The 17,438-nt window shown below is 71.5% G+C and carries 12 protein-coding genes; 6 read left to right on the top strand and 6 right to left on the bottom strand.

Annotation, left to right across the window (positions count from 1 at the left end; translation table 11 throughout):
- Positions 1-48: 48 nt before the first annotated feature.
- The 3 genes from OG588_RS30615 to OG588_RS30605 all read right to left on the bottom strand — a co-directional run bounded on the left by OG588_RS30615 (position 49) and on the right by OG588_RS30605 (position 5,071).
- A complete protein-coding gene (locus tag OG588_RS30615; RefSeq protein ID WP_405950070.1) occupies positions 49-1,239 on the bottom strand; it encodes a VWA domain-containing protein in 1,191 nt (396 codons plus the stop codon).
- A gap of 142 nt (positions 1,240-1,381) precedes the next feature.
- Complete coding sequence (locus OG588_RS30610) at positions 1,382-3,850, bottom strand: DUF5682 family protein (RefSeq protein ID WP_405950069.1); 2,469 nt, start codon at positions 3,848-3,850, stop codon at positions 1,382-1,384.
- 90 nt (positions 3,851-3,940) lie between these two features.
- Positions 3,941-5,071: an AAA family ATPase gene (locus tag OG588_RS30605; RefSeq protein ID WP_405950068.1), complete on the bottom strand. Its 1,131-nt coding sequence runs from the start codon at positions 5,069-5,071 to the stop codon at positions 3,941-3,943.
- Between the two features lie 156 nt (positions 5,072-5,227).
- On the opposite strand from OG588_RS30605, the gene OG588_RS30600 reads away from it, so the two are divergent.
- A complete protein-coding gene (locus OG588_RS30600) occupies positions 5,228-6,580 on the top strand; it encodes an SWIM zinc finger family protein (RefSeq protein ID WP_405950067.1) in 1,353 nt (450 codons plus the stop codon).
- A gap of 31 nt (positions 6,581-6,611) precedes the next feature.
- On the top strand, positions 6,612-8,228 hold the full coding sequence (locus OG588_RS30595; protein ID WP_405950066.1) for a DUF5691 domain-containing protein: 1,617 nt from the start codon (positions 6,612-6,614) through the stop codon (positions 8,226-8,228).
- 102 nt (positions 8,229-8,330) lie between these two features.
- Here the strand turns inward: OG588_RS30595 and OG588_RS30590 are convergent, their stop codons facing one another.
- Positions 8,331-8,756: a cobalamin B12-binding domain-containing protein gene (locus tag OG588_RS30590; RefSeq protein ID WP_405950065.1), complete on the bottom strand. Its 426-nt coding sequence runs from the start codon at positions 8,754-8,756 to the stop codon at positions 8,331-8,333.
- Positions 8,757-9,134: 378 nt separating this feature from the next.
- Between OG588_RS30590 and OG588_RS30585 the strand changes: the two genes are divergently transcribed.
- On the top strand, positions 9,135-10,037 hold the full coding sequence (locus tag OG588_RS30585; RefSeq protein WP_405950064.1) for an esterase/lipase family protein: 903 nt from the start codon (positions 9,135-9,137) through the stop codon (positions 10,035-10,037).
- A 239-nt stretch (positions 10,038-10,276) separates the two neighbouring features.
- Entirely contained in the window at positions 10,277-11,833 is a 1,557-nt protein-coding gene (locus OG588_RS30580) for a M23 family metallopeptidase (RefSeq protein ID WP_405953247.1), read from the top strand.
- Between the two features lie 83 nt (positions 11,834-11,916).
- Here the strand turns inward: OG588_RS30580 and pcrA are convergent, their stop codons facing one another.
- The gene (gene pcrA, locus OG588_RS30575; protein ID WP_405950063.1) at positions 11,917-14,418 is read right to left on the bottom strand and encodes a DNA helicase PcrA; all 2,502 of its coding nucleotides are present in this window, start codon (positions 14,416-14,418) and stop codon (positions 11,917-11,919) included.
- Positions 14,419-14,702: 284 nt separating this feature from the next.
- Here pcrA and OG588_RS30570 point away from each other — a divergent pair, with 284 nt between their 5' ends.
- Both OG588_RS30570 and OG588_RS30565 read left to right on the top strand, forming a co-directional pair.
- Positions 14,703-15,662 (top strand): NlpC/P60 family protein, encoded by a 960-nt coding sequence (locus OG588_RS30570; RefSeq protein ID WP_405950062.1) that lies wholly within the window; start codon positions 14,703-14,705, stop codon positions 15,660-15,662.
- 120 nt (positions 15,663-15,782) lie between these two features.
- Positions 15,783-16,772 carry a tellurite resistance/C4-dicarboxylate transporter family protein gene (locus OG588_RS30565; protein ID WP_405950061.1) on the top strand — a complete coding sequence of 330 codons (990 nt, stop codon included), beginning with the start codon at positions 15,783-15,785 and terminating at the stop codon, positions 16,770-16,772.
- Here OG588_RS30565 and OG588_RS30560 read toward each other — a convergent pair.
- Positions 16,750-17,103, bottom strand: coding sequence for a hypothetical protein (locus OG588_RS30560; protein WP_019055618.1), 354 nt, complete (start codon positions 17,101-17,103; stop codon positions 16,750-16,752). The genes OG588_RS30565 and OG588_RS30560 overlap by 23 nt on opposite strands.
- Positions 17,104-17,438: the final 335 nt, after the last annotated feature.

Below are 17,438 nucleotides of genomic sequence, written 5' to 3'. Positions count from 1 at the left end.
ACGGGCCGCCCTAGGACACGCAACCCCCCTGTCCCCCAAGCCAGTTCGTCACGCGGTGTCCGGTATCGGCAACGGCCGTTTCTCGATCGCCGCCGCCATCACCTCCGGGAACAGATCGGGCGTACAGGCGAACGCCGGCGCCCCCAACGCGCCCAGCGCGGCGGCGTGTTCGCGGTCGTAGGCAGGCGTGCCCTCGTCGGACAGCGCGAGCAGCGTCACGAACTGCACCCCCGACGCCTTCATCGCCGCGACCCGCTTCAGCATCTCGTTCCGGATGCCCCCTTCGTAGAGGTCGCTGATCAGTACGACCACCGTCTCGGCGGGCCGGGTGATCTGCGACTGGCAGTACGCGAGCGCCCTGTTGATGTCCGTGCCGCCGCCGAGCTGGGTCCCGAAGAGCACGTCCACCGGGTCGTCGAGCTGGTCGGTGAGGTCGACGACCGCCGTGTCGAAGACGACGAGCCGGGTGTTGATCGACCGCATGGACGCCAGTACCGCCCCGAACACGGAGGCGTAGACGACGGACGCCGCCATCGACCCGGACTGGTCGATGCAGAGGATGACCTCCTTCTTCACGGACTGGGACGCGCGCCCGTATCCGATCAGCCGCTCCGGCACGATGGTCCGGTACTCGGGCAGGTAGTGCTTGAGGTTGGCCGCGATCGTGCGGTTCCAGTCGATGTCGTGGTGGCGTGGCCGGTTGACACGGGCGCTGCGGTCGAGCGCGCCGGTGAGGGTGGCCCGGGTGCGGGAGGCGAGCCGCTTCTCCAGGTCCTGGACGACCTTGCGGACGACCGCCCGCGCCGTCTCCTTCGTGGTCTCCGGCATCGCCTTGTTGAGGGAGAGCAGCGTGCCGACGAGGTGCACGTCGGCCTCGACCGCTTCCAGCATCTCCGGTTCGAGGAGCAGCGCGGACAGCCCGAGCCGGTCGATGGCGTCGCGCTGCATGACCTGGACGACGGAGGACGGGAAGTACGTCCGGATGTCCCCGAGCCAGCGCGCGACGGACGGCGCCGACGCCCCGAGCCCCGCCGAACGGTCCTTCGCCGCCCGCCCCTTGTCCTCCCTGCCGTACAGCGCGGCCAACGCCCCGTCCATCGCCGCGTCCTGCCCGGTCAGCTCGCACCCGGTGCCGTCGGCCGCGCCGCCCCCGAGCACCAGCCGCCACCGCCGCAACCGCTCCTGACCAGGCTGGCCGGGGTCCGCGACCCCGCCGACCGCGACCGCCTCGGCCGTCATCCGCGCGCCCCCGCCGTACGCAGCCCTTCCCACAGCGGTACGACCCTTACGGCCGTCACCGGGCGGTCCACGCCCCCACCGGCACGGGCCGGTTGACCTCTCTCCCCCGACCTTCCCTTGCCCTGCCTGCTGTTGCCGCTCGTCATCCCGCCACCCCCACAAGCTCGTTGTCGCCGTTGTCCACCACGTCGTCCAGCCCCAAGAGCAGCCGCAGCACCGGCACGACCGCGTCCGCGCGCCCGGCGTCCAACTCCGCCCCGAACCCGGGTATCCCGGCCGCCGTCGCCGCCGTACCCACCTGCTTCCCCGGCCCGCGCCGCACCAACTCCCCGAGTGTCCGGCGCACTCCGGGCTCGTACGACGAGAACGTTCGCCTCAGCAAAGGCAGTACGTCCGTGAACGCCTCCGCCGGCACCCCGGTCAGCCACGCGTCCACCAGCCCGAGCAACCGCTCGTCGTGCACGAGCAGCAGCCCGCCCCCACCACCGACGAACCCCTCGATCCACGCGGCCGCGTCCGCCGGCGGTGTCCCCGGCGAGAGCACCAGCCCCATCAGCCGGGCCGCCTCGTCCGGCCCCAACTCCCCCTCGTCCAGCAGGAGTCGAACGGCACGCCCCCGGATGACACCCGGCACGGTGTCCCGCGCGGAGAGCGTCCGCAGCACCGCGCGCCAACGGTCCCGCAGATCACCGTGCCCGGGTCCGGGGCCAGGTCCGGGGCCAGGTCCGTCGCCCTGCCCAGGTGCAGAGGTGTCACCATGTCCGTGTCCCGAGGCGTCGCCCAACAGCGCCACCGCCCCATGTACCGCGTCCACATGCCGCCGCATCTCCTCCGCGGCGTCCGCGTCGAGGGCCGCGCAGGCCGGGGGCAGGCCCACGAAGACCCGCTCGGCGAGGCCGGCCGCGACCTCCGTCAGCGCGCCGGTGTCGGTGCCGCGGACGTCGCCGTAGCGCAGCGAACGGACCAACGCGGGCAGCGCCTGGGCGAGATGACCGACGTCCGTGTCGAGGGCCGCGCGGTCGGCGAGGACCTTCATCACCACCGGGAGCGCGTCCGGCAGTTCGGCCAACAGGCAGCGCTCGGCGAGTGCGGTGACGTCGGCCAGGCTCTGCGCCCCGATCGCGTCCGCCTCCGCCTTCGCGGTCGCCGCCGCGAGCACGGTGGTCCCCCAGACCCCCGCCTCGGCGACCCGCACCGCCAACTCCGGCTCCCAGCGCAGCCGCCAGGTCTCCCGGAACGTACCCGTACTCCCCCGCGACGCGACCGGCTCACCCCACTCGATCCGCAGCAGCCGCAACCGGTGCAACAACCTGCTGCGCCCGGCGTCGGTCTCCTTGCGCAGGTCGAGCTCCAACTCCCGCTCCAGCGCCTCCGGTTTGATCCGCAGCTTGCGCTGCGACCGGTCGAGGTCACGCTGCAACGGCACGGCGGGCGCACCCGGCGGCACCTCGCCCAGCACATCCCCGACCACGAGCCGGTCGTGCACCAGCGCCAGCGGGACGTCCGAGCCCTCGCACATCACCGCGCGCACCGCATCGGTGGTCTCCCCGAGCCCCGGCAACGGCCTGCCGCGCATCACCGCAAGCGTCTCCGCAAGCCGTACGGCCTCGATGACATGGGCCGGGGAGACGATCCGGTCCTCCTCCCGGAACAGTCCCGCGACCTTGGTCATCCACCGCTCGACCGGCCGGTCCGGCGCGCCGAACAGATGGCCGTACCAGCCCGGCGAGTCGATGCCCGCACCGTATCCGCTGGCCCGCGACAGCCGACGATGCGTCCACGGCACCCAGGTCAGATCGGCCTTGACCTTGGGCAGCCCCTTCAGCAGCGCACGGTCCGCTGCCACGCCCGCCTTCTGCCGCAGCGCGGGCACATGCCAGGCCCCGCACACCACGGCCACGTCGTCCTCGAACTCCCGCTGCGCCGCACGCACTTGGAGCCGCATATACGCCTCCCGCACGAGATCCCGCTCGTGCCCGCCGACCCCGTACGTTTCGCGCAGCGCCCCCATCGCCTCCTCCAGCGCGGTGAACGGCGCGAACGCGTCCCGCTCCCCCACACCCCGGTGCTCGACGACGTCCTCCCACCAGCGCTCAGGATCGTCGTAACCGGCGGTCTCGGCGAGGACCGCGAGAGGGTCGACGCGGAGGTCCGGGGCAGAGGGGTCCGAGGCAGAAGGGGACTCAGTGGACGGGGTCGCGGCAGCCGGGTCCGGCGGCTCCTCTTCCCCCGTCAACTCGCCCTCGCCGTCGTCCTTCCCCCACGCCAGCGTGTGCGTGGCCGGGAGGTCGATGAAGCGGGCCGGGACCTGGTGCTCCAGGGCCCAGCGGATCGCGACCCACTCCGGGGAGAACTCGGCCAGCGGCCAGAAGGCCGAGCGACCCGGTTCGTCCACGGCGTGGGCGAGGAGCGCGACCGGCGGCCGCATGTCCTCGTCGGCGGCCAGCGGGATCAACGCGTCGGCCTCCGGCGGCCCTTCGATCAGTACGACCCGCGGCCGGGCCGCGTCCAACGCCGCCCGAACGGCCCGCGCCGAACCGGGCCCGTGATGCCGCACCCCGAGCAACAGCGGCCCGGCGCCCCGGCCCCCGCCCCCCTCAGTACCCGCCACGTCGTCCCCCTCCCCTCCGGATCCCACTCTCACTCCCGCTCCCGCACCAACTCCACGCGGAGTCGTCGTCGACCATCCCCCTGGAGTCGCTCACGCGCTCACCTCCCGGCAGGCCCGGTAGAAGTCCTTCCAGCCGTCGCGCTCCCGGACGACCGCCTCCAGGTACTCCTGCCAGATGACCCGGTCGGCCGCCGGATCGCGGACCACGGCACCGAGGATGCCCGCGGCGACATCGCTCGGCCGCAGCAGCCCGTCGCCGAAGTGGGCTGCCAGGGCAAGCCCGTTGGTGACGACGGAGATCGCCTCGGCCGTGGACAGCGTGCCGCTGGGCGACTTGAGCTTCGTACGGCCGTCCGCCGTGATCCCGTCGCGCAGTTCGCGGAAGACGGTCACCACTCGGCGGATCTCGTCGACGCCCTCGGGCACCGCGGGCAGGTCGAGGGAGCGGCCGATCTGGTCGACGCGGCGGGCGACGATCTCGACCTCGGCGTCGGCGCTCTCCGGCAGCGGCAGCACCACCGTGTTGAAACGGCGACGCAGCGCGCTGGAGAGGTCGTTGACCCCGCGGTCGCGGTCGTTGGCCGTGGCGATCAGGTTGAAGCCGCGGACCGCCTGCACCTCCTGTCCCAACTCCGGTATCGGCAGCGTCTTTTCCGACAGGATCGTGATCAGCGAGTCCTGTACGTCGGCCGGGATTCGGGTCAACTCCTCGACGCGCGCCGTCATCCCCTCGGCCATGGCCCGCATGACGGGGCTGGGCACGAGGGCGTCGCGGCTCGGGCCGTTGGCGAGCAGCTGCGCGTAGTTCCAGCCGTAGCGGATCGCCTCCTCCGGGGTGCCGGCGGTGCCCTGCACGATGAGGGTCGAGTCGCCGCTGACCGCCGCCGCGAGGTGCTCGGACACCCAGGTCTTGGCGGTGCCGGGCACGCCGAGCAGAAGCAGGGCGCGGTCGGTGGCGAGGGTGGTGACGGCGACCTCGACGATGCGGCGCGGGCCGACGTACTTCGGTGAGATCACCGTGCCGTCCGGCAGTGTGCCGCCGAGCAGATAGGTGGCGACCGCCCACGGCGACATCTTCCAGCGGACCGGACGCGGCCGGTCGTCCTGCGCGGCCAGCGCGGCGAGTTCGTCGGCGAACGCGTCCTCGGCGTGCGGCCGCAACGCCTCGTCCGACGGCTTCTCGTTCGCTTGCTCAGGCGTGGTTTCTACGGACACAGTCATGGCTGAGGCCCCCTCCAGCTCGGCCGGTTCGGATCTGGTGTCCACCTTGCACGACCCCACTGACAACGCGTTCCGACCTGCGAAAACGCGTTCGCGAAGCCGATGGCCGGATCGCTGACGGGCCGATTGTCAGTGCTGGGATCTACCTTCGATGACATGACTCAGCAGGGGGTGCGCTGGACGGCTGACCAGGTGCTGGCACTGGCGCCTGACGCAGCGTCACGCAAAGCGGGAAGCAAGCTCGGGGCGGCGGGGCCGTGGTCCGAGGCGGGCAGTTCTGACGAGGGGACGGTGTGGGGGCTGTGCAAGGGCAGTGGCAGCAAGCCGTATCAGACGGTCATCGACATCGCGGACGCGGCGGGGCCCGCGTACAAGTGCAGTTGTCCGAGCCGCAAGTTCCCGTGCAAGCACGCGCTGGGGCTGCTGCTGCTGTGGGCGGGCGAGGACGGCGCGGTGCCGTCGGGGCAGGCGCCGGGCTGGGCCGAGGAGTGGCTGGCGGGGCGGCGGAAGCGGACGGAGGAGAAGCGGGCGGCGGGGGCGTCCGGTTCCCCTGCCGCCGCTGATCCGGAGGCGGCGCGGCGCCGGGCGGAGCGCCGGGCCGAGCGGATCAGCGCGGGCGCGGGCGAGTTGGAGCAGCGGCTGACGGACCTGCTGCGCACCGGCCTGGCCTCGGCGGAGCAGGCGGGATACGGGCTGTGGGAGGAGACCGCGGCCCGCATGGTCGACGCCCAGGCCCCCGGACTGGCCGCGCGGGCAAGGGAGTTGGGGGCGATCCCGGCCTCGGGCCCCGGCTGGCCCGTACGCCTGCTGGAGGAGTGCGCGCTGCTCCACCTCCTCGACCAGGCCTGGCTGCGCCGCGAGCAGCTGCCCGACGACCTGGCGGCGACGGTCCGCTCCCGCATCGGCCTGCCCGCCGCACCGGACGGCCCACCCCTGCGCGACCACTGGCTGGTCCTCGCCCAGTACGACACGACGGACCCGAAACTGACGACCCGAAGAATATGGCTGTACGGCACGGACTCGGGCCGCACATCCCTCCTCCTCTCCTACGGCGCCGGGGGCCGCGCCCCCGAGTTGGCGCTGCCCATGGGGCTCGCCCTGGACGCGGAGGTGTCCGCGTTCCCGGGCGCCGGACAGCTCCGAGCCTCCCTGGGTGCGCAGTTCGCGGCACCTTCGCCTACGACGGAACGGCCGCAGGGGGTGACGACAGCTCAGGCCGCCGTCCACTACGGGGAAGCGCTACGGCACGACCCCTGGCTGGATTCGGTCCCGGTGACGCTGGACCGGGTCATCCCCACGCCGGACGGCGACTCCTGGCAACTGGCCGACGCCGACGCCGACTTGGCGCTCCCCCTCACGCCTACGGCCCGTTCCCGCCCCGGCCTGTGGCGGCTCGTCGCGCTCTCCGGCGGCGCCCCGGTCAAGGTCTTCGGCGAGCTGGGCCACCGCGGCTTCACCCCGCTGACGGCCTGGCCGGACGGGGCGGGAGAGCCGGTGTCGCTGTGCTGAGCCCACTCACCAACTCGACGGAAGGCACCGCATGAACACCACCCCCGCACCGGCGCCCCCGGCGGGCGACTGGGAAGAGCTCGTCACCACGGCCCTGCTCGGCACGGACCGCCGTACACCTGCAGGCTGCGCGCCGGGCCAGGACGCACCCGTGGCACTGCTGGACGCGGCGGCCGTGGAGACCGTACGACGACGGGCGGGCCTGAGTCCCGCGCGGGCGGCACAGCGCCCCGAGCCGGCCGCACCCGACGCGCGTCCGGCGTTGCCCACCGCGGCGGCCCGCAGGCTGGCGCTGCTGCTGGCCGACCGTCCGGGTACGGGCGGTGGGGGTCGTAGGGGCACCTCGCCGGATCTCATGGAGTTGCTGCCCCAGTGGCTCACGGCGGCCAACGCGCGCGGATTCGCCGCCCCCGTCCAGGCGTTGCCCGCGCTGCTGGACGCGGCCCGGGGGCGTACGGATCTGCGGCCGGCGGCGCTGGAGTTCGCGGGCCCGCGCGCGTTGTGGCTGGCTCGGCTGAACCCGGACTGGCGGTTCGCCCTGCGCGCGACACCGGGCGGCGGCACCGCCCTGCCGGATCTCGACGCCCCGGGCCAGGTCCAACTGCTCTGGCAGGAAGGGCTGTTCGCCGAGCGGGTCGCCCTGCTCGCGGCGATACGCGCGCAACGGCCCGCCGCAGCACGCGAGTTGCTCGTCACGACCTGGGCGACGGAGCGCGCGGAGGACCGGCTGATGTTCCTGGACTCGCTGCGGATGGGTCTCGCGGCCCAGGACGAGCCGTTCCTGGAGCAGGCGTTGGCCGACCGCAGCCGCAACGTACGCGCTACGGCTGCCGAGTTGCTGTCCGCGCTCCCGGACTCGGCGCTCGCCGCGCGGATGGCGGTCCGGGCGTCGGCCTGCGTGGCCGTCGACCGTACGCGCGAGGAACCGGGCCTGGTGGTCGAGGCGCCGCACGAGTGCGACTCGGGCATGGAGCGGGACGGTGTGGTCGCCAAAGCTCCGGCGGGGCGGGGTGAACGTTCTTGGTGGCTCGGCCAGTTGGTGGAGGCGACTCCGCTCGGGACCTGGGAGCGGCGGCTCGGCGGACGTACGCCCGCGGAGATCGTCGCGCTTCCGGTGGCGGACGACTGGCGGAGCGAGCTGCACGCCGCGTGGTGCCGGGCGGCGGTGCGGCAGCGGAACGCCGAGTGGTCACGGGCGCTGCTGGGGACGCCGTCCGCGCCGGAGGCGGGCGGGCCGGGGGCGGTGTCCCTGGCCGAGCGCGCCAAGCTGCTCAGCACGCTGGGCGGGGGTGAACGGGCCGAGTGGGTCGCCGGGTTCATCGGGGTGCAGGGGTTGTCCGAGGCGTTTCAGCTGCTCGGGGTGTGTGCGGTGCCGTGGGCTGCGCCGCTTGGGCGGGCTGTCGTGGACGCGCTCAACATCGCGCGGGATGCGGGGAGTTATCCGTGGAGTTTCAGTGGGGTGATGGGGCTGGCCGAGCGGTGTCTCGATCCCGCCGAGGCGAGTCGGCTGGACGGGTTGCTGGCGGTACCGGACGAGTCGGAGGACGCGGCGCCGGGAGCGGGGGGCTACTGGGCGGAGGCATTTCAGAGACTGGTTACTACGCTGCGGCTGCGGGCTGCCATGGCGGAGGAGCTGCACGCACCGTAGAAGCGGCGGGAGTCGCAGTCGCCGTAGAAGCTTGGGGGCTGTGCCCCCAAACCCCCCTTCGGCCTGAACGGCTCGTCCTCAAACGCCGGACGGGCTGAAATGTCACCGGTGTCCAGTAGCGGAGCCCTGTCGCACGTTCTCCCGCACCCAGTCCACGATCGCCTGCGTCGTCGCCCCGGGCGTGAAGATCTCCGCGACGCCCTTCTCCTTGAGCGGGGCGATGTCCGCCTCGGGGATGATTCCGCCGCCGAAGACGAGGATGTCCTCCGCCTCGCGCTGCTTGAGGAGGTCGATGACCGCGGCGAAGAGGGTGTTGTGGGCGCCGGAGAGGATGGAGAGGCCGATCGCGTCGGCGTCCTCCTGGATCGCGGTGTCGACGATCTGGTCGGGGGTCTGGTGGAGGCCGGTGTAGATGACCTCCATACCGGCGTCGCGCAGCGCCCGCGCGATCACCTTGGCCCCGCGATCGTGGCCGTCGAGCCCCGGCTTGGCGACCACCACGCGGATCGGACCGGCTGCCACACCCATCACTGCCTCCATGAAGCGACTGCGTTCATCCCTACCCACGGGTACCGCGGTACCCGCTTCAGTGCGGGAAGTGAACGAACGTTATCTCCAGCATCCCGCAACCGGCAGTTTCGCGGCGGATACCGAGGGGGAAATCACACGATGGGACACGTTCACCGCGCAGCGTTCCAGCGGGAACAAGCGCAACGGGAGCCGCAACGAGGTCGCCGTACCACCGCGCCGCAGGCCGCGCGGGGTGGGGGTAGGGCGCATCGGCACAGGCACGAGGGGTACGCCGCGCGCACCCCTCGCCGCACCACCGGTGATCCTCGCCGTGGCCTCCCACGAGGGCACACGGGGGACGGAGCTGTCGTTCCGTGTGCCGACAGGAGGTCGGCCATGAAGGTCACCGGGGTTGCAGCGCCCTTTCTCCCTCTATGTCAGCGCCTCCTGCCCAGCAGGCTGGCGGGCCTCTCGATGACCCTCCTGAAAGCGACCGCCCTGGAGATCGTGATCCTCGCGGGCCACCTTCTCCTCTATCCCTCCGGCATGGCCCAGGAACGCCGGGGCCCCCTGCCCGAGCTGCCCTCGCCCCAGGACGCGACCCAGCTGCCGACCGAGGCGAAGCCCCCGGTGGTGCTGCTGCACGGGTTCATCGACAACCGCTCGGTGTTCGTGCTGCTGCGCCGTTCCCTGGCCCAGCACGGCCGCCGGCAGGTCGAGTCCCTGAACTACTCGCCGCTGACCTGCGACATCCGCACCGCGGCCGAGCTGCTCGGCCGGCACATCGAGGAGATCTGCGAGCGCACCGGCAGCCGGGAGGTCGACATCGTCGGGCACAGTCTCGGCGGGCTGATCGCGCGGTACTACGTGCAGCGGCTCGGCGGTGACCTGCGGGTCCGCACGCTCGTGACGCTCGGCACCCCGCACTCCGGCACGGCCGTCGCCCCGCTGGCCAACGCCCACCCGATCGTCCGCCAGATGCGTCCCGACTCGGCGGTGATCGAGGAACTGACCCGGCCCGCGCCCGGCTGCCGTACGCACTTCGTCAGTTTCTGGAGCGATCTGGATCACCTGATGGAGCCGCTGGAGACCGCCTGTATCGACCACCCCGACCTGATCGCCCAGAACGTCCAGGTCAGCGGCATCGGCCACCTCGCCCTGCCGGTCCACCCGGCCGTCGCGACCGGCATTCGCCAGGCTCTCGACACCCCGCTGCCGGAAACCTCGGCCGCGAACCGCACCACCGCCCGCACCACCGCCCACACGGGCACCCACGCCGGCGGCCTGACAGTGGCCTGACGGGGCACCGACAGCGGGCCCACAGCCTCACGAAGATCGAACGCTATTCGAACCCAAGGCCAAACCCGTGCCCGTCGTCCCCCGAAACACGGCCGAATGCCCGTTTCCGGCTGACGCGAAACCTGACGAAGATTGTCGTGCCCGCATACTGCCGGGTACAGTCCACCGCACTGCTCTGGCAGCCCCTGTTGTCGAGGCGAATAGAGAAGTTGGTGAACGATCGTCACCCGTCGGGGACCATGACCACCCCGGCCCCGGCTTCCGATGCCACCTCGGCGCACTACGCGTCGTACGGCGGGCAGGACGCCCAGTACGGTGACTTCACCACGTACGGCGACCACACCACCACGGGTTTCCCTCCGGGCGCGGACGGCGCCCAGGCCACCGCGAGCTTCGCCACCGACCCCCTCTTCGGCGACATGCCGGGCAACGGCCACAGCCCCGGCCACGACACCGGGTCGCACCCCATGGCTTCGCAGGCCACCGGCGCGTACGACTCCTCCGGCTGGTCCACAGGTGCCCAACACACCCTGAACTACGACCCGTACGTGGCCCAGCACCACGCCGCCTACGACACGGGCGCCTACGAGACGACGGCCTGGTCGGCCGACTACCAGCAGCTGTCCGCCATCCCGCCGCAGACCGGCGCCCCCGACATCAGCGGCCAGTGGGACGCGAACGCCTGGCTCCAGCCTGACCAGTCGGCTCATTCCGCAGCCGCCCCCGCCGACCAGACCCAGCAGTGGGAATGGGGCACGCAGACCTTCGACACCGGCGCCTACGACGCCACGCAGTGGAACGCCGACGGCAGCCCCGCCGACGCGACGACCACCTTCGAGCAGGCGTCGTACGACGGGACGCACGAGGGCACGTACGACGAACCCGCCCCGGAAGACGGCGAGTTGACAGGCGAGTTGACCGCCACCGGCGAGATGCCCGCCCTCGACGAGGCCGAACCGGAACAGGACACCCCCCAGCCGCACCCCGAACTCCTCGACGACCAGGAGGAGTTCACCCCGTCCGCGACTCCCGTCGGCTCGCGCGCCGCGGCCCGCAACGGGAGCCGTTCCCGCCGTCGTACGCCCCCGAAGCGGTCCGCGCTGATGACCATCGCCGTGCCGTCGGCGTGTGTGATGGGTGTCGCCGGCATCGCCGCCGCGTCCGTGGGCACGCTGACCGGTGGCAGCGACACGACGGCCTCCGCCTCGGACGCGACCACGGTCAAGCCGTCCGTCGCGAACAACAAGCTGGACGCCCAGATCAAGAGCCTGTCGGCCGGTGCCGACGACTTCGCCGACCGGGCCAGCCGTACGCAGGAACGTATCGACCTCAAGGCCCAGCAGGAAGCCGAGAAGAAGAAGGCGGCGGCGGAGGCGGCCCGCAAGGAGCGGTTGCGCCCCAAGTACGTGCTGCCGGTGACGCAGAAGGGCCTCAGCGCCTACTTCGGCCAGGCCGGCGTCAACTGGATGTCCGTGCACACGGGCATCGACTTCCCCGTCTCGTACGGCACCAACGTGATGGCCGCGACCGACGGCGTCGTCTCCACGAAGTGGAACAGCGCCTACGGCAACATGCTGATCCTCACCGAGAAGGACGGCACGCAGACCTGGTATTGCCACCTCTCCAGCTACCGGGTCGCCTCCGGTACGACGGTGAAGGCCGGCGACTCGATCGCGTACTCCGGGAACTCCGGCAACTCCACCGGTCCGCACCTGCACTTCGAGGTGCGCCCGGCGGGCGGGGCGGCGATCGACCCGCTCCCGTGGCTCCGCAGCCACGGCCTCGACCCGACCTGAGCCGCCCCCGTCGGCCCAACTCCCTTACGGGCAGCCCCTTTTAAAGGCGGCTAAGGGCGACTAAGGGCAACTCCCCTTACGGGCTACAGCTTTTCCACCGGCGCGTACCGCAGCAGCAGCCGCTTCGGCTTGGGTTCCCCGAAGTCGACCGTCGCCTCCGCGTTCGCCCCCGTGCCCTTCACGCCGACCACCGTGCCGAGTCCGAACTGGTCGTGCGTGACCCGGTCGCCGACGGCCAGCGCCACGACCGGCTTCTCCGAGGTGCGGCGCGTGGCGAAGCCCGAGGCACCCGACGCGGAGGAACGCGAGCGGGACGAGGACAGCGAGGACGCGATGCCCGAGGCCGGACCCGTCGACGGCGGAGCCGCCATCGCGCCGGTCCGCTTCCACTCCACGTGCGCCGCCGGGATCTCCTCCAGGAAGCGGGAGGGCGGGTTGTACGACGGCTGTCCCCAGGCGCTGCGCAGCGACGAGCGGGTCAGGTAAAGGCGTTCCCGCGCGCGCGTGATGCCCACGTACGCGAGGCGCCGCTCCTCCTCCAGCTCCTTGGCCTGGCCGAGGGCGCGCATGTGCGGGAAGACGCCGTCCTCCATGCCGGTGAGGAAGACAACCGGGAATTCGAGGCCCTTGGCGGTGTGCAGGGTCATCAGCGTGATGACTCCGGAGCCGTCCTCGTCCTCGTCGGGGATCTGGTCGGAGTCGGCGACCAGCGCCACCCGCTCCAGGAAGGCGGCGAGCCCGACGGGCGTCTCGCTCTCGCTCTCCCCGCCGCTGTTCTCCTGTTCGAACTCCAGGGCTACGGCGGCGAGTTCCTGGAGGTTCTCGATGCGGGTCTCGTCCTGCGGGTCGGTGGAGGCCTGCAACTCGGCGAGATAGCCGGTGCGTTCGAGGATGGCCTCCAGGACCGTCGCCGGGCCCGCACCGGAGTCGACGATCGTACGGAGGTCCTCCATCAGCGTGTTGAACTTCTTGACCGCGTTCGTCGACCGCGCGGCCATGCCGTAGGCCTCGTCGACGCGCTTCAACGCCTGCGGGAAGCTGATCTTCTCGCGCTGCGAGAGGGCGTCGATCATCGCCTCGGCGCGCTCGCCGATGCCGCGCTTGGGGACGTTGAGGATGCGGCGCAGCGGGACCGCGTCCTCCGGGTTGGCCAGAACGCGGAGGTAGGCCAGGACGTCCCGGACTTCCTTGCGCTCGTAGAAGCGGACGCCGCCGACGACCTTGTAGGGCAGGCCGACGCGGATGAAGATCTCTTCGAAGACACGGGACTGGGCGTTCGTCCGGTAGAAGACGGCGACATCGCCGGCCTTCGCGTCACCCGCGTCGGTGAGACGGTCTATCTCCTCGGCGACGAACTGCGCCTCGTCGTGCTCCGTGTCCGCGACATAGCCGGTGATCTGCGCGCCCGCGCCCGCGTTGGTCCACAGGTTCTTGGGGCGGCGGGACTCGTTGCGCTCGATGACCGCGTTGGCGGCGCTCAGGATCGTCTGTGTGGAGCGGTAGTTCTGCTCCAGGAGGATCGTCGTCGCGTTCGGGTAGTCCTCCTCGAACTGGAGGATGTTGCGGATCGTCGCACCCCGGAAGGCGTAGATCGACTGGTCGGCGTCGCCCACGACGCACAACTCGGCGGGCGGCAGGTCGTGTTCGCCGGGCGGGACGTCGACCGGGTGCTCGGAGGTGCCGACCAGCTCGCGCACGAGCGCGTACTGCGCGTGGTTGGTGTCCTGGTACTCGTCGACCATGACGTGCCGGAAGCGGCGGCGGTAGTGCTCGGCGACGTCCGGGAAGGCACGCAGCAGGTTGACCGTCGTCATGATCAGGTCGTCGAAGTCGAGGGCGTTGGCCTCGCGCAGCCGCGACTGGTACATCGCGTAGGCCTGGGCGACGGTCTTCTCGAAGCCGTCGGCGGCCTGGGCGGCGAAGTCCTCCTCGTCGATCAGCTCGTTCTTCAGGTTGGAGATCTTGGCGCTGAAGGACTTCGGGGGGAAGCGCTTCGGGTCGAGGTCCAGGTCGCGGCAGACCAGGGCCATGAGGCGCTTGGAGTCGGCGGCGTCGTAGATCGAGAACGAGGACGTGAAGCCGAGCTTCTTCGACTCGCGGCGCAGGATGCGGACGCACGCGCTGTGGAAGGTCATCACCCACATCGCGTTGGCGCGCGGGCCGACGAGCTGCTCGACGCGCTCCTTCATCTCGCCCGCGGCCTTGTTGGTGAAAGTGATCGCGAGGATCTGCCCGGGGTGCACGTTGCGCTCGCCGAGGAGGTAGGCGATGCGGTGGGTGAGCACGCGGGTCTTGCCGGAGCCGGCGCCGGCCACGATGAGCAGCGGGGTGTCGGAGTGGACGACGGCCGCGCGCTGGTTCTCGTTCAGCCCGTCGAGCAGGGCCGCCGGGTCGACCACCGGGCGTGGGGCGCCGTCCCGGTAGTGGGCGTCTCTGCTCGCGGGCACGTCGAACTTCCCGCCGAACAGGTCGTCCGGAATCTGCTCCGGTCCGTGCTCGTCCTCGGGCGGGGGCGGAGGCTCTCCCTCATGGGCCCGAGGGGCCTGGAGATCCGCCAGGAAGCTGTCGTCAAAGAGGCTGCTCATCGCTCTCCGAGTTTAGGGCGCCGCACTGACAACCGGCCGCCACCCCAGGAACTCGGGAAAATTCACGGACCAGAACCGGTCGATCACGATCAGCGATGGCCGGTCTCGCACGTGATCGAGGTCGCTGAGACATGTCAGGCATATCGAACATCAACCTTCACACAAGCCACACGAATTGGTTAGCGTGCGTTCAAGCCGCACGCCCCCGCCGACCTGGGGTGAACCGGTCCAACTCCCTTTCGTGGCACGGACCGTAGGGCACCATCTGGAAGGAGTCGCCTCCTTTGGCATCGTCGCACCGCAAGCCGCGTTCCGCGGGCTCGCGCATCGCAGGCATATGGACCCCCGTCGCCGACGACGGCGATCGGAGTCCCGGAGAGGTCGAGCAGAAGATCGACGACCTCTACCGGCGGGCGGAGTCGGCGACCGAGACGTACAACGCGGCCAAGCAGCGCAAGCGCGCGGACAGCCTCCTGGGCGACGTGGCCAGGCGCGCGCAGCGGCTCAACTCCGTGCGGGAGCGGCTGAGTTCATTCACCGCCGCGCAGTACCGCGCCGAGGCCACCGCCCCGGACGCCTCGACCTTCCTGCTCCCGGACACCCCGCCGGACTACTTCGAGCAGGCCCAGCTGATGAGCCGGCTGACCAGCCGCCAGAAGGACGCGGTGCGTCACGAGACGACCGAGGGTCTCCAGACCTCCGACGGCGCGCAGAGCGACCTGAGGACGGCCAAGGCAACCGTCCAGAAGAAGCTCTCCACCGCGCGCGAGCTGCTGTCGCAGCCGACCGAGCAGAAGCAGCGGCAGGAGGCCGCGGCCGAGGCGGCGGCACTCGCGAAGCAGCGGGCGGAAACGGCGAAGGGCACCCCTTCCGACTCCTCGTACGCCACCAAGGCGGCCAAGGCCGTCGCCTTCGCCCGCGCCCAGGTCGGCAAGCCGTACGTCTGGGGCGCCGCCGGTCCCGGCTCGTACGACTGCTCGGGCCTCACCCAGGCCGCCTGGAAGGCCGCCGGATTCACCCTCCCGCGCGCCACCACCGACCAGGCCGACGCCGGCACGACGGTCTCCCTGGCCGACGCGCAACCTGGTGACCTGGTCTTCTTCCACGAGGACAGCAGCCACGTCGGCGTCTACGTAGGCGACGGCACGATGATCCACGCCCCGAAGCCCGGCGCCTACGTCCGCGAGGAGTCGATCCACCACGACGGCACGGCGATCATCCACAGCGTGGTGCGACCGGCCTGAACGGAGTCCGTACCCGCGCGTGAGCGTGTTTTCGAGCGCCACGCACGCGTGCAGGTGTTTTTGACCTCCACGCGTGCGTGGCCCCTCGTCCGCACCAGGGCGGCTCCCTAGCATCGGCCCATGTCCGATACCGGTGTCTCCCGTTTCCGCGCCTGGTGGGCGCAGCGTCCGCCGGCGGCCGGGGCCGTCGTGATGGCGACCGCGATCGTGTCGGTCGGCCTGCATGTCACCGGGTACGAGGTGCTGTCCCGTATCGCCTTCGCGGTGGCCTGCGCCTTCTGGCTGGGGCTGGCCGCCGACTTCGCCGTACGGCTGCTGCGGGACCGGCGGCGGTGGCTCGCGGACGCGGGGACGCCCGGCGCGCTGACCGCCACGGCCGCGACCGCCGTACTGGGGACGCGGTTCTCGGCGGCGGGCTGGCAGACGGTGGCCGAGGCGCTGCTGGCGGCGGCCGCGGTGCTGTGGCCTGGGCTGCTCGTGCGGGTCGTACGGAACTGGCAGGGGCGGATGCCCGGGACCGTGTTCCTCGGGTGTGTGGCCACCCAGTCGCTGGCCGTGCTGGGGGCGACGATCGCCGGGGCCGAGTCGGCGGCCTGGCTCGCGCACACGGCGTTGGTGCTGTTCTGGTTCGGGCTGGTGCTCTACGGGTTCGCGCTGGCCCGGTTCGAGTGGCGGCAGCTGATCATGGGGGCCGGTGACCACTGGATCGTCGGCGGCGCGCTGGCCGTCTCGGCGCTGGCCGGGTCGAAACTGATCGCCGCCGACAGCGCCCGCCTGTACCTGTGGAACTCCGACGACCGGGGCGTCCTGCGGGCCGTGACCGTGGCGCTGCTGGTGCTCGACGTGGCCTGGTGCGTGGTGCTGGTGGCCGCCGAGGTCGCCTGGCCCCGGCCGCACTTCGACGTGCGCCGCTGGTCGACGGTGTTCCCGCTCGGGATGACGGCGGCGACCATGTTGTCCGTGGGCACCGCCGTGGACGTCTCGTGGCTGCGGACGCCCGGGGAGGTGGTGCTGTGGATCGCGGTGGCCGCGTGGCTGGTGGTCGCCGCGGGGACGGTCCGGTACTACGTCGCCGGCTCGTCCGGGGTCACGTCCACAGGACCGCGATGAAGATGTTCACCATGGTGAGCCCGCCGACCAGCGCGAACTGGCTCTTGTCGACCGTCTCTTCGTCCCGCTTCACATAGACGAGGCCGAGGATCACGATCAGCAGCGCGAGCTTGATGCCGATCTTGATGTTGTTGACGTGCTGATCGTCGGCCTGGTTGAGGCCGACCAGGATCGCGCCGGTGACCAGCATGGTCAGCGCGCCGTGCAGCATGCCGGGGACGAAGCGGGCCGTGCCCTGGCCCATCGCCTTCATCTGGGTGAGGAAACCGCCGAGCAGCGCCGCGATGCCGATGATGTGCAGGCCGACGAAGAGATGGATGAGTACGTCCATGGGGCCGGAGCCTAATCAGGGGCTCCGGGACCGACCGACACCGCCCCTCGTTACCGCCTCCCGGCCCTTGCATATATGCGGCCCATAGCACCGTGCCGTCCCGCCCCGCGTCGGAACCGCCGCATCGGTCAGCGCGCCGTGCGAAGGCGGCGGACCCGGGCCGGAATCACAGTCACCTACGGTCAATTCCCGGTCACCTCATGTCAGTTGCACACATGCGTTACCGCGCCGTCACCATCAGGTTTAGCGTCCTCCACCAGGTGACCGGCTCCCCACCGCCGCCCGGACCAGGGGCGGCAGTCGGCCACCACCGCCGAAGAATGTCCGGCGGCGGC

Source organism: Streptomyces prunicolor (assembly GCF_045162825.1).
GTDB lineage: Bacteria > Actinomycetota > Actinomycetes > Streptomycetales > Streptomycetaceae > Streptomyces > Streptomyces prunicolor.
Note: the sequence above shows the minus strand (reverse complement) of the source record. Positions and strands in the feature narration are given on the sequence as shown.